Source organism: Brevundimonas sp. (assembly GCF_029945885.1).
GTDB lineage: Bacteria > Pseudomonadota > Alphaproteobacteria > Caulobacterales > Caulobacteraceae > Brevundimonas.
Window position 1 is genome coordinate 1 of record NZ_JAQSDK010000033.1, and the last position, 12,763, is coordinate 12,763.

The following is a 12,763-nucleotide window of genomic DNA, read 5'->3' on the forward strand; positions in this document are numbered from 1 at the left end:
CCGCGCGATCGCTCGGCGGCAGACATACTGAAGGACGTGGTCGGCGGCCTGTGAGTGTTCGCCGGCCCGGACGCGGCCTCGGCGCGACCGGGCGGACGGGCGCAGACGTCCCCCCACTCGCCCTCGCGTCGCAAACCCCCTATCTCCGCTCCATGCGTCTCAGAGTCGTCGATCTTGAAACCTCCGGCGGGGACCGGACCTCGGAGATACTCGAGGTCGGGATCGTCGATGTGGTGGCTGACGGGGCCGGGTGGGTGGCCCTGCCGCCGGTGACCAAGCTGTTCCGGCCGCGCGGGGAAATCTCGTTCCATGCGATGGCGGTGCATCATCTGACGCCGGCGCATTTCCGGGACGACGATCCGCACTGCGACGAACAGGCGCTGCGTGAGATGTTCCTGGGCGAGCCGGCCGATGTGATGGTGGCGCATTCGGCGCAGTTCGAGCGCGGCTTTATCGCCGATACGGCCCATGGCGGCCTGCCGTGGATCTGTACGGTGCGGGCGTCGAAGAATGCCTGGCCCGAGGCCCCGGGGCATTCGAACCAGGTGCTGAGGTACTGGCGGGCGCTGGACCTCGATCCGGCCCTGGCCAATCCGGCGCACCGGGCCGGACCGGACGCCTGGGTGACGGCGCATCTGCTGATCGACCTGCTGCAGACGGCGACGGTCGAGCAGATGATCGCCTGGACCAACGAACCGCGCAAACTGGACCGGATTCCGTTCGGCAAACATCGCGGCAAGCCGTGGGCCGAACCGCCCGAGGACTATCTGCGCTGGATGGCCGGGCAGGGCGATATGGACGCCGATGTCGTGGCCGCGGCGCGACAGGAACTGGACCGTCGCGCCGGGGGCGTCACCGGGGCTCTGGCGGTCGGTGGCGACGCGGGCTAAACCCTCCCTTCTGTGGTCGCTCGGAGTTTGCGGTGAAGATTGCCGAACGCTGGTTCGTGATGGCGGGCATTGGCCTGCTGGGCGCGATTGCGCTGGTCGGGCTGGTGGTGGCCGTCTATGCGGCGTGGCTGTTCCACGACCTGCCGGACGCCTCGGACCTGGCCGACTATCGCCCGCCGACGGCGACGCGGGTCTATGCCGGGGACGGGACCCTGATCGGGGAATTCTCGGACGAGCGGCGCATCTATGTGTCGTTCGACCAGATCCCGACGACCGTGGTCCAGGCCTTCCTTGCGGCCGAGGATCGCAACTTCTTCCAGCACGGCGGCATCGACGTGGGCGGCATCGGCCGGGCCATGTTCAAGAACCTGTTCAATGTGGTGTCCGGCCGACGGCTGGAGGGTGGATCGACCATCACCCAGCAGGTCGCCAAGAATGTGCTGCTGACCAACGAGTCGAGCCTGAACCGCAAGCTGAAGGAGGCCATCCTCTCCAGCCGGCTGGAAGCGACCCTGACCAAACAGCAGATCCTGGAACTGTATCTGAACGAGATATTCCTCGGCTATCGCTCCTATGGCGTGGCCTCGGCGGCCTACAACTATTTCGGCAAGTCGCTGAGCCAGCTGACGCCGGACGAGGCGGCGTTCCTGGCGGCCCTGCCCAAGGGACCGAACAACTATCATCCGAAGCGGTTTCCCGAGGCGGCCAAGGGGCGGCGGGACTGGGTTCTGGGCGAGATGGAGCAAAGCGGCTTCATCACCCCCGAACAGCTGGTCACGGCCCGGGCCCGGCCGCTGGTCACCCAGGATGCGCCGCGCCGGGCCCAGTATGCCGACGCCGACTTCTTCGTCGAGGAGGCGCGTCGCCAGGCCACGGCCCGGTTCGGCCGCGAGACCGTCAACGGCGGCGGCTACTATATCCGCACCACCCTCGATCCCGGCCTGCAGTCGGCGGCGCGTGACGCCCTGATGCGCGGGCTGGAGAACTATGACCGCCGCCACGGCTGGCGCGGGGCATGGGGCACGACCGATTTCGCCCCCGGCTGGCAGGCCGAGGCCCTGAAACAGACCCGTCCGCCCGAACGACGCGCCTGGCAGGCGGCGGCGGTCGAGAGCGTTGCCGGCAATGTCGTGCGTGTGCGCACCGCCCGTGACGACCGTATCGGGACGCTGGTCAGCGCCGATGCGGCCTGGGCCAATGCCAACCGGCAGCTGAAGCGCGGCGACCTGATCTTCGTCGAGCCGACCAACGGTCAGTTCGCCCTGAAACAGGTGCCCGCCGTCAACGGGGCCCTGGTGGTGATCGAGCCGCAGTCAGGGCGGGTCCTGGCCATGGTCGGGGGCTATTCCTACGTCCTGTCCAGCTTCAACCGCGTGACCCAGGCCAATCGCCAGCCGGGCTCGGCCTTCAAACCCTTCGTCTATGCCGCGGCGCTGGAAGGGGATTTCACGCCGGCCTCGATCGTGCTGGACGCGCCGATCAGCTTTGCCGGCGGCCGCAACGGCGAGCGCTGGACGCCCGAGAACTACAGCCGCCAGTATTACGGGCCGCAGTCGCTGCGGCGCGGGCTGGAGCTGTCGCGTAATGTGATGACGGTGCGGCTGGCCGAACAGGTCGGCATGCGCAACATCGTCGACCTGTCCAAGCGGATGGGGGTGTCCGACACCCTGCAGCCCAATCTGTCGGTGTCGCTGGGGGCGGGCGAGACCACCCCCTATCACCTGACCGCGGCCTACTCGGCCTTCGTCAACGGTGGGCGCCGGGTCGATCCCTATCTGATCGAACTGGTTCAGGACCGGAACGGCGAGACCAAATTCCGTGCCGATGAGCGCAGCTGCCGCGAGTGCGGCCGGCCCTTCAGCGGCCAGGAGTCGCCGCGCCTCGAGCCGCGCGGCACCCAGGTCATCGATCCGATCACCGCCTATCAGATCAGTTCGATGCTGGAGGGTGTGGTCCAGCGCGGCACCGCCGCCAGCGCCCGCGGCCTGGGCCGGTGGGTCGGCGGCAAGACCGGCACGACCAATGAATACCGCTCGGCCTGGTTCGTCGGCTTCACGACCGACATGGTGGTCGGTGTCTTCGTCGGTTTTGATGACAACCGCTCGCTGGGCTATGGCGAGGCCGGGGCCCAGGCGGCCCTGCCGGTGTTCACCGACTTCATGCAGACGGCCCTGCGTACGCGTCCGGCCCGGCCATTCGTGCGGCCGCGCAATGCGGTGTTCCGGACCGTCAACGGCATCGAGGAGGCCTTCCGCCCCGGCACCGAACGCCGCCGCCAGGACGAACTGGCCCCCGAGGTCCTGACCCCGATCGGTCCGCAGAACTATTCCGAGGTGGTCCGCCGCGAACAGGAGGCCGCACGGCCGCCGGTGACCGTCGTCGCCCCGCCCGTCGCCCCGCCGGACAAGAAGGAACCGGCTGAGGACTTGAGCGGGCTCTACTAAGGCCCTAGGTAGTGCCTCCCTGCGGCGCGCCCCGAAAGCGGCGCGCCGCTTTGCTTTTCTGTCGCGTGGAGATTGCGATGAGACCGGATGTCGAGGCCATGAAGGCCGACATCGAGCAGAGCCTCGCTCTGCTCAGGAGGCGTCTTTGACTGGGACCCTGCACTTCGCAAGCTCGATGAGCTGAACGCGCGGGTCGAGGACCCGACTCTGTGGGACGACGCCGAGGCCGCCCAGGCCCTGATGCGCGACCGCACCCGGCTTCAGGGCCAGATCGACACCGTCCTGCAGATGGAAACCGGCCTTGAGGACGGCGTCATGCTGGCCGACATGGCCGATGAGGAGGGCGACGAAGCCGCCCTTGAGGACGCCCGCGCCTCGCTGAAGGCCATCAAGGACCGCGCGGCCCGCGCCGAGCTGGAGGCCCTGCTGTCCGGCGAGGCTGACGGCAATGACGCCTATCTCGAGGTCAACTCGGGGGCCGGCGGCACCGAGTCCTGCGACTGGGCCGGGATGTTGCTGCGGATGTATTCGCGCTGGGCCAAGGCCCATGGCTATGAGGTTGAGCTGGAGGCTTCGGAAGACGGCGACCAGGCCGGCATCAAGTCCGCCACCATCCTGATCTCGGGGCCCAACGCCTATGGTTGGCTGAAGTCGGAATCAGGCGTGCACCGGCTGGTGCGCATCAGTCCCTATGACGCGGCCGCCAAACGCCACACCTCGTTCGCCTCGATCGGGGTCTCGCCCGTGGTCGACGACACGATCGAGATCGAGATCAACCCGTCGGACGTGCGGACCGACACCTACCGGGCCTCGGGCTCGGGCGGTCAGCACATCAACAAGACCGACTCGGCCATCCGCCTGACCCACGTCCCGACCAATACCGTCGTGGCCTGCCAGGCCGGCCGGTCCCAGCACCAGAACCGCGAACAGGCGTGGAAGATGCTGCGCGCCCGTCTGTACGAGCTGGAACTGCAGCGGCGTGAGGCGGCGGCCCAGGCCGTGGCCGACGCCAAGACCGACATCGGTTGGGGTCACCAGATCCGCAGCTACGTCCTGCAGCCGTACCAGATGGTCAAGGACCTGCGCACCAACGTCGAGACCTCCGACACCCAGGGGGTGCTGGACGGGGACCTGGATGCCTTCATGGGCGCGGCCCTGGCCGCCCGGGTCGGTGAGACCCGCGACGCCACCGGCCAATAGAAAAAAGGGGCCCCGGATCACTCCGGGGCCCCTTTTTTCCTGGATCGACGCTGGTCGACTAGTGCGGCTTCATGTCGATGACCTGGGCCGCAGGCGGCTGCGGGATCGGGGCCAGGTCGGACGCCGGTGCGGCCGCGGGCTTGGCGGCGGTGGCCGCCGGGGCGTCGCGACGGCCCTGGACGCAGCGGCCCTGGAAATAGGCCCCGATGTCGATCGACAGCTGTTCGGCGGTGATGTCGCCGTCGACATAGGCGGTCGAGACCAGCTTGACCTGTTTGCCCGAGGTGGTGCCGACGATACGGCCGCGAACCTCGATATAGTCAGCCGAGACATTGCCTTCGACGGCACCGGTCTCGCCGACGATCAGCCGGCCGACGCGCACGTCGCCCTTGATCTGGCCGTCGATCTGCAGGTCACCGGCACCGCTGATGGTGCCTTCGAATTTGAGATCTGACGACAGGGTCGACAGACCCCGGCTCGAGGTAACCGGCGTGGCCGGCTTGGCGCTTCCGGCCGACGGCATGTCGGGCAGGGGCGGGATGGCGGCCGCAGTCGTGGGACGGGGCTGCGGCGACGGGGCGGGGGATTTATTCTTGTTGAACAAGTTGGTCTCCGGCTTTCATGAAGCGTGCGGGATTCTGGGGGCGGCCGTTCATCCACACTTCGTAGTGCAGGTGAACGCCGGTGGAGCGTCCGGTTGTCCCCATGGCGCCGATGCGCTGGCCAAGCGCGATCTGCTGGCCGGATGTGACGGCCATGGAGTTGAGATGGGCGAAGCGCGTCTTGAAACCGCGACCATGGTCTATCTCAACGGTGTTGCCATACCCTGAACGGACACCGACAAAAGAGATGACGCCCGGTGCCGTGGCATAGATGGGGGTGTTCAGCGGGGCCGCAAAGTCCTGCCCCTGGTGCAGGGCGGGGCGGCGGTTGAACGGATCGAAACGCACGCCAAAGCTGGACGTCGTCCGGGCCTGGGTCGGCCGGCGGAAGGGCAGGCCCTCGGCCGCGTCGGCGAGGCGGCGCATGTCATTCAGATTGTCGGCGGCGTGGCGGATGCGCACGGCGAAGGCTTCATCAACGTCGAGGACGGCGGCCAGGGCGCGGGGATCCCTGGCCTCGACCAGCGGGCCGCCGAGGCCGGGGCCGGTGGCGGCATAGGCCGAGGGGTTGAGGCCGGCCAGGCGGAAGGCGAGGCGCAGGCGTTCGGCGCGGGTCTGGGACACTTCCTCGGCCCGGGCGATCAGTCGTTCCTGGTCCAGCCGGACGGCGAGGATACGCTGGACCGGACTGCGACCGGCCGTGTTTTCCGGCAGGGCGGGACGCAGGGCCATTTCGGCCCCGTCGACCCCGTGGAACATGCCCATGACATTGGTCAGGGCGGCATGGCGACGTTCGACCATGGTGGCCATATCGTCGATCGAGCCGGTCGTGGTGGTCATCCGCACGACGGCGCTGTCGAGCCGGGCCTGGAGATCGGCATTGACCCGTTCCGAGGCGGCGCGGGCGCGGATCACCGCGCTGTCGGCCTGGCTGTTGGTAATCAGGTCAAAGATCAGGCCGCCCGAGGCGATCAGGGTCCAGGCCGAGAACAGGACGGCGGCAACTGCGATCAGACATTGGCGACCGGGGGACAGGGCACAGGCGCGGACGTCGTCCCCGTTCCTGAGATACAGGTAGCGGACCGGAAACCAACGCTCGATCAAAGAGCGCTTCGCAGCGATCTCTTCGTCGTTCATGCCCAACGCCCCCAAAACATAAGGCAAATATGCGGCAACGCGGATGGGGCATCAAGACGATTCACCTGCGGTTAACCATCCCGGCAAGGATTCAGGCGAATAATGACCTGAGCGCGGGCAAAAATCGCCTGTGAGGCGAAAAAACGAATCTATCGCGACCTTGTCGAAGCTTGTCAGAGAACCGCGTTACACACCTTGAAGCGTGCGCACGACTTCCAGAACAGCCATGGCGTGTGCCTTGACCTTCACCTTGTGCCAGATCTGACGGATCGTGCCCTGACCGTCGATCACGAAGGTGGCCCGTTCGACGCCCATATATTCCCGGCCGTAGAGCTGCTTCTGCACCCAGGTGCCGAAGGCCTCGCAGACGGTGCCGTCCTCGTCCGAGCCGAGAATGACCTTGAGGTCGTGTTTGGCCCTGAACCGTTCCAGCTTTTTAACGGCATCCCGCGACACGCCGATGACGACCGCGTTGGCGGCGGCGAATTCGTCGAACAGGGCCGAAAAGTCCTGGCCCTCCGTGGTGCAGCCGGGGGTATCCGCCTTGGGATAGAAATACAGGACCACTGTCTTGCCAGCGAAGTCGGACAGGCGAGCGCGACCTTCGTTGTCGGTTGCCATGTCGAAGGCGGGGGCTTTCGATCCCTCGGTAATTTCCGGCATTCTAATTCTCCGATCGTCCCCCCGAAGGCGGGAACCCAGTTTTTGTGTCGCTGCGCGGGTTCGACGGCGCGGCTCGCCGGTCCCGTTGATCGCCCGAAGACCCGGGACCCGGCCTGCGCCGGGATGAACGGATTGGGTCAGATCGGGCGGACCAGAACGATCTTCTTCTTGCCGGCGGCCAGTTTGAACACGCCGTCGGCATTGATGTCGGCCTCGGCGACCAGTTGAGCCCCGTCGGCGACCACGGCGTCGTTCAGGCGCAGGCCACCGCCCTGGGCCAGGCGGCGCGCCTCGCCGTTGGAGCTGGTCAGTCCGGCCTTTGTGGTCACGGCGGCGATCATGGCCCCGATCACCTCGTCGCGCGGCATGTCGACCGTGGGCAGGTCGACAGAGAGCTTGCCCTGTTCGAAGGCGGCCTCGGCGGCACCGCGCGCATGGGCCGCGGCGTCCGCGCCATGCAGCATGGTGGTGGCGGCGTCGGCCAGGGCCTTCTTGGCGTCATTGATGGCGGCCCCGTCCAGCGCTTCCAGGGCGGCGATTTCGTTCAGTGGCAGGTCGGTGAACAGGCGCAGGAATTTGCCGACGTCGGCGTCGTCGGCGTTGCGCCAGAACTGCCAGTAGTCATAGGGGCTGAGCTGTTCGGCGTTCAACCAGACGGCACCCTGGGCCGTCTTGCCCATCTTGCCGCCCGAGGCCGTGGTCAGCAGGGGCGTGGTCAGGCCGAAGGCCGCCTTGTGGTCGACCCGGCGCACCAGATCGACGCCCGAGACGATATTGCCCCACTGGTCGGAGCCGCCCATCTGCAGGGTGCAGCCGTAGCGGCGGTTCAGCTCGAGGAAGTCGACCGACTGCATCAGCATGTAGTTGAACTCGAGGAAGGTCATCGGCTGCTCGCGCTCGAGCCGCAGTTTCACCGAGTCGAAGGCCAGCATCCGGTTGACGGTGAAATGGGTGCCGTAGTCGCGCAGGAATTCGATGTAGCCGTATTGCGAAAGCCACTCGTCATTGTCGACCATGAGGGCGTCGGTCGGGCCGTCGCCGAAGGTCAGGAATTTCTCGAACACCGTCTTGATCGAGGCGATGTTGGCGGCGATGTCGGCCTCGGTCAGCTGCGGGCGCGAGGTGTCCTTGCCGGTCGGGTCGCCGACCTTGGTGGTACCGCCGCCCATGATGACGATCGGCCTGTGCCCGGCCTGCTGAAGACGGCGCAGCATCATGATCTGGATCAGGCTGCCGACATGCAGGCTGGGGGCGGTGGCGTCGAAGCCGATATAGCCGGTGACGATCCCCGTCGTGGCGGCCTCATCCAGCTCCACCGGATGGGTGATCTGGTGGATGTAGCTGCGCGCCTGCAGCGTCTTGAGGAAGTCGGACTTGAAGACAGGATCGGTCATCGGGATGGGCTTTGCCTGGAGAGAGGAGGGCGTGTAGCACGAGCCTATGCAAGCGCGAACCACCGGTGCGCCGGGGCCCCTTCTCGACCTGATCTGCCACCCCGTCGGGTCCGCCGGGCCGGTGGCGCGGCTGACGGTCAGTGCCTTCCGCCCGGAGCCGTCGGTGCTGGCGCTGGACTATGTCCTGACCGGTGACCTGTTCCGGGTGCTCGTGCCCGGCCCGACAGCCCCAGGCCGGGCTGACGACCTGTGGCGGCACACCTGTTTCGAGGCCTTCATTCGCACGGGTGACGGGCCCGGCTATCATGAGGTCAATCTGTCCCCGTCGGGCGAATGGGCTGTCTATGGCTTCGACGGCTACCGGCAGGGCGGAACCGCGCCGGCCGGGGTGGCAAGCGAGTCCGTCCTGCGGGCATCGGATGACGATCATCTGGCCCTGACCGCGATTCTGCGTCTGGACGACCTCGATCCCGCCCTGGCCTGGTCCGTCGGTCTGTCGGCAGTCGTTGAAGACGCCGACGACGGCCTTTCCTACTGGGCCCTGGCCCATCCGTCGGACACGCCCGACTTCCATCATCCCGACTCCTTTGTCCTGACCCTGCCGCCCCCGGAGCCCGCATGAAATTCGGCCTCGACCGCCTGCTGTCCGATCCTGAATTGCGTGCCCCCCTGAAGGGGCGGCGGGTGGCCCTGCTGGCGCATCCGGCCTCGGTCACGGCCGACCTGACCCATGCGATCGACGCCCTGACAGCCTGTACGGACCTGACCATCACCGCCGCCTTCGGGCCGCAGCACGGCATGCGCGGCGACCTGCAGGACAATATGATGGAGTCCCCGGACTTCACCGATCCGGTGCACGGCTTTCCGGTGTTCAGCCTGTACGGCGAGGTGCGGCGACCGACCGAGGCGTCGATGCAGACCTTCGACGTGATGCTGGTCGATCTGCAGGACCTGGGCTGTCGCATCTACACCTATGTCACGACCCTGCTCTATGTGCTGGAGGCGGCAGCCAGACACGGCAAGACGGTCTGGGTGCTGGACCGGCCCAACCCCGCCGGGCGTCCGGTCGAGGGGCTGACCCTGCTGCCGGGCTGGGAGAGTTTCGTCGGGGCCGGGCCGATGCCGATGCGGCACGGCGTGACCCTGGGCGAACTGGGTCACTGGTTCATCGACCACTTCAAACTGGACGTCGACTATCGCGTCATCGCGATGGAGGGCTGGTCGCCGGAGCAGGGGCCCGGCTTCGGCTGGCCGCTGGGTGAGCGCAGCTGGATCAATCCCAGCCCCAACGCCCCGAACCTGTCGATGGCGCGGGCCTATGCCGGGACGGTGATGCTGGAGGGCACGACCCTGTCCGAGGGGCGGGGCACGACCCGGCCGCTGGAGCTGTTCGGGGCCCCCGACATCGACGCCCGGGCCGTGATCGCCGAAATGCAGGCGTTTGCGCCGCAGTGGCTGAAGGGCTGCCGGCTGCGCGACTGCTGGTTCGAGCCGACCTTCCACAAACACGTCGGCCAGCTGTGCAGCGGGGTCCAGATCCATGTCGACGACCCGGCCTATGATCACGACGCCTTCCAGCCGTGGCGGGTCCAGGCCCTGGGCTTCAAGGCGATCCGGCGGCTGTATCCCGACTATGAGCTGTGGCGGGATTTTCCGTATGAATACGCCTTCGGCAAGCTGGCCATCGACGTGATCAACGGCGGGCCGGGCCTGCGGGAATGGGTCGACCGGGCGGATGCGACGCCGGACGAGCTGGACGCGATGACCGGGCCGGACGAGCAGGCCTGGGCGAAGACCCGCAAGCCGTTCCTGCTGTATTGAGTGCCTTTGCTTTCGTCATCCTCCGGCGAGCGTAGCGAGACCGGGGGACCCAGCGGCGCCGAAGCGTAGCGAAGGCGATGACTCACCCGGCCGCGCTCTCGACAGCTTCGCGCTCTCGCGCGCCGCTGGGTCCCCCGGTCTGCGCCGCGAAGGCGCGGCTTGCCGGAGGATGACGAAAGAAAGGGTTGTGCGGCCGGCTTACGCCGGGCGTTCTTCCAGCCGCTTGTCCAGATACAGGCCGACGCGGCGGTCGACGGCGTCGATATGGTCCTGCCAGAAATGGCTCGCGCCCTCTTCCAGCTCATAGTCGATGACGATGCCCTTCTGGGTGCGCAGCTTGTTGACGACGCGCTCGACCTCGACCGGCGGCACCACGGTGTCGGCGGTGCCGTGCAGGAACAGGCCCGAGGCGGGGCAGGGGGCCAGGAAGCTGAAGTCGTACATGTTCGAGGGCGGCGAGACGGAGATGAAGCCGTCCGTCTCGGGCCGGCGCATCAGCAGCTGCATGCCGATATAGGCCCCGAACTGGTAGCCGGCGACCCAGGTCTGGGTGGCGGCCGGGTTGTTCGACTGCAGCCAGTCCAGGGCGGTGGCGGCATCCGCCAGCTCACCGATACCGGAATCGAACTCACCCTGGGACTTGCCCACGCCGCGGCTGTTGTAGCGCAGCGTCGCGAAGCCGCGCTTCTGGAACAGCTGGTACAGGGTGACCGTCACCGGGTTGTTCATATGCCCGCCCGCCTTGGGGTGGGGGTGCAGGATCAGGGCGATGGGCGCATTGGGGCGCTTGCCGGGGGAATAACGACCTTCGATACGGCCGGAGGCGCCGGGCAGGATGACTTCAGGCATGGGGGCTCGAAAAATCCGTTCAACTGTCGTTTCGCGGCTGCGTAATACTTGACTGCGCTAGTGGGACTTTATATGTCCGGCAAGCGCGCCGCAGCCTTCTTGAAGGCGCGGGTTCTAGCACAACAGCCCCGAAATGCGCGCGATTTTTGAAGGTGGACCATGCGTCTGTCGACCAAGGGACGATATGCGGTGATGGCGATGGCCGATCTGGCCCGGAACGGGACCGATCGCGCGGTGTCGCTGGCCGAGATCGCCACGCGCCAGGAGATCTCGCTCAGCTACCTCGAACAGCTGTTCGCGCGGCTGCGCAAGAGCGGTCTGGTCAAGAGCGTGCGCGGGCCCGGCGGCGGCTATCGTCTGGCCAAGGGGGCGCATGAGACCGTGGTGGCCGAGATCGTCTTTGCCGTCGACGAACCGATCCGGGCCACCCGCTGCACCGGTCATACCTCGCCCAAGGGCTGTATGATGGCCGGGGAACGCTGCATCACCCACAATCTGTGGGAGGATCTGGGCGACGAAATTCACCGCTTCCTGGCGCAGGTGTCGCTGGAGGATGTGGTCTTGAACCGAACCGGGGCGCGGCGACGCAATGCCGGTGATGACAGTGTTGGAGCGGCGGCGTGAGCGCGATCTATCTGGACTACAATGCTTCCGGCCTCGTGCGCCCCGAGGTCCAGGCCATCATGGCCGCGGCCCTGGCCGACAACGGCAACCCGAATGCCGTCCATGCCGCCGGGCGTCGCGCCCGGGCCCGGATCGAGACGGCCCGGGCCCAGGTGGCCGAACTGGTCGGGGTCGATCCGACCGCCGTGGTGTTTTCGTCGGGCGGGACCGAGTCCAACGGCCAGGCCCTGGTCAGCGCCCTGGCCGCCGGTTGCGAGCGGCTGATCATCAGCGCTACCGAACATCCCTGTGTCGCCGAGACGGCCCTGACCTTCGGCCATCCGGTCGAGACCCTGCCGGTCGACGACCAGGGGGTGATCGACCTGGCCTGGCTGGCCGAGGCCCTGCAGCGGCCGGGTCGCGCTGTGGTCGCCGTCCATCATGCCAATAACGAGACCGGGGTGATCCAGCCGATCGCCGAGGCCGCGCGTCTGGTCCATGCCGCCGACGGCTGGATGCATGTCGACGCCATCCAGTCGGCGGGCAAGATCCCGGTCGATATGGCGGCGCTGGACGCCGACACCCTGACCCTGTCCGGCCACAAGCTGGGCGGGCCGCAGGGCATCGGGGCGCTGATCTCGCGCGAGGGCCTGCCGGTCGTGCGCATGGTGCACGGCTCCAGCCAGGAGCGCGGCCTGCGCGCCGGGACCGAGAATACCCCCGGCATCGCCGGCTTCGGTGAGGCCGCGGTCTGCGCCCTGCGCGACCTGCCGGAGAGCGTGAGCCACGCCGCCTGGCGTGACGCCGCGGCCGAGGCAGTCACGGCGGCCGGGGCCACGGTTCTGGGGGCCAAGGCCGAGCGTCTGCCCAACACCCTGTTCATGGCCGTGCCCGACTGGGACAGCCCGCAGCAGTTGATCACCCTCGACCTGCAGGGGGTGATGGTCTCGGCCGGATCGGCCTGTTCCTCGGGCAAGACCAAGCCGTCCAAGGCTGTCTCGGCCATGGGACTGTACGACCTGGAGACCGGCGGGGTGCGCATCTCCGGCGGCTGGGGCACGACCGAGGCCGACTGGCAGCGGTTCGCCGACCTGTGGGTCGCCGCCTACGCCCGGCACCGTGCCCGGCTGACCGAACGCGCGAAGGAAACCGCCTGAGCC

At 67.6% G+C, this 12,763-nt stretch carries 12 protein-coding genes; 7 read left to right on the plus strand and 5 right to left on the minus strand.

Going from position 1 to position 12,763, the window contains the following annotated elements:
• The first annotated feature begins 152 nt into the window (after positions 1–152).
• The 3 genes from PSV00_RS11750 to prfB all read left to right on the plus strand — a co-directional run bounded on the left by PSV00_RS11750 (position 153) and on the right by prfB (position 4,534).
• A complete protein-coding gene (locus PSV00_RS11750) occupies positions 153–890 on the plus strand; it encodes a DUF3820 family protein (RefSeq protein ID WP_300447416.1) in 738 nt (245 codons plus the stop codon).
• 59 nt (positions 891–949) lie between these two features.
• Positions 950–3,334, plus strand: coding sequence for a penicillin-binding protein 1A (locus tag PSV00_RS11755; protein ID WP_300447698.1), 2,385 nt, complete (start codon positions 950–952; stop codon positions 3,332–3,334).
• 77 nt (positions 3,335–3,411) lie between these two features.
• A protein-coding gene (gene prfB, locus PSV00_RS11760) for a peptide chain release factor 2 (protein WP_300447421.1) occupies positions 3,412–4,534 on the plus strand; the annotation gives its coding sequence in 2 pieces (ribosomal slippage) (positions 3,412–3,480 and positions 3,482–4,534; 1,122 coding nt in all).
• 58 nt (positions 4,535–4,592) lie between these two features.
• On the opposite strand, the gene PSV00_RS11765 is transcribed toward prfB, so the two are convergent.
• The 4 genes from PSV00_RS11765 to tyrS form a co-directional block, all read right to left on the minus strand.
• Complete coding sequence (locus tag PSV00_RS11765; RefSeq protein ID WP_300447422.1) at positions 4,593–5,138, minus strand: polymer-forming cytoskeletal protein; 546 nt, start codon at positions 5,136–5,138, stop codon at positions 4,593–4,595.
• Positions 5,122–6,273: a peptidoglycan DD-metalloendopeptidase family protein gene (locus tag PSV00_RS11770; protein ID WP_300447424.1), complete on the minus strand. Its 1,152-nt coding sequence runs from the start codon at positions 6,271–6,273 to the stop codon at positions 5,122–5,124. Before PSV00_RS11770 ends, PSV00_RS11765 begins: the two co-directional genes overlap by 17 nt.
• A 186-nt stretch (positions 6,274–6,459) precedes the next feature.
• Positions 6,460–6,936: a thioredoxin-dependent thiol peroxidase gene (gene bcp, locus PSV00_RS11775; protein WP_300447427.1), complete on the minus strand. Its 477-nt coding sequence runs from the start codon at positions 6,934–6,936 to the stop codon at positions 6,460–6,462.
• 137 nt (positions 6,937–7,073) lie between these two features.
• On the minus strand, positions 7,074–8,330 hold the full coding sequence (tyrS, locus tag PSV00_RS11780) for a tyrosine--tRNA ligase (RefSeq protein ID WP_300447429.1): 1,257 nt from the start codon (positions 8,328–8,330) through the stop codon (positions 7,074–7,076).
• A 46-nt stretch (positions 8,331–8,376) separates the two neighbouring features.
• On the opposite strand from tyrS, the gene PSV00_RS11785 reads away from it, so the two are divergent.
• The gene (locus PSV00_RS11785) at positions 8,377–8,952 is read left to right on the plus strand and encodes a DOMON-like domain-containing protein (RefSeq protein WP_300447432.1); all 576 of its coding nucleotides are present in this window, start codon (positions 8,377–8,379) and stop codon (positions 8,950–8,952) included.
• Positions 8,949–10,151: a DUF1343 domain-containing protein gene (locus tag PSV00_RS11790; RefSeq protein WP_300447436.1), complete on the plus strand. Its 1,203-nt coding sequence runs from the start codon at positions 8,949–8,951 to the stop codon at positions 10,149–10,151. The genes PSV00_RS11785 and PSV00_RS11790 overlap by 4 nt, the downstream gene beginning before the upstream one ends.
• Positions 10,152–10,349: 198 nt before the next feature.
• Here PSV00_RS11790 and PSV00_RS11795 read toward each other — a convergent pair whose 3' ends face one another.
• Positions 10,350–11,000: an alpha/beta hydrolase gene (locus PSV00_RS11795; RefSeq protein WP_300447438.1), complete on the minus strand. Its 651-nt coding sequence runs from the start codon at positions 10,998–11,000 to the stop codon at positions 10,350–10,352.
• A gap of 159 nt (positions 11,001–11,159) precedes the next feature.
• On the opposite strand from PSV00_RS11795, the gene PSV00_RS11800 reads away from it, so the two are divergent.
• Both PSV00_RS11800 and PSV00_RS11805 read left to right on the plus strand, forming a co-directional pair.
• Complete coding sequence (locus PSV00_RS11800; protein ID WP_300447440.1) at positions 11,160–11,624, plus strand: Rrf2 family transcriptional regulator; 465 nt, start codon at positions 11,160–11,162, stop codon at positions 11,622–11,624.
• Positions 11,621–12,760 (plus strand): cysteine desulfurase family protein, encoded by a 1,140-nt coding sequence (locus PSV00_RS11805; protein ID WP_300447442.1) that lies wholly within the window; start codon positions 11,621–11,623, stop codon positions 12,758–12,760. Before PSV00_RS11800 ends, PSV00_RS11805 begins: the two co-directional genes overlap by 4 nt.
• The last annotated feature ends 3 nt before the right edge of the window (positions 12,761–12,763 follow it).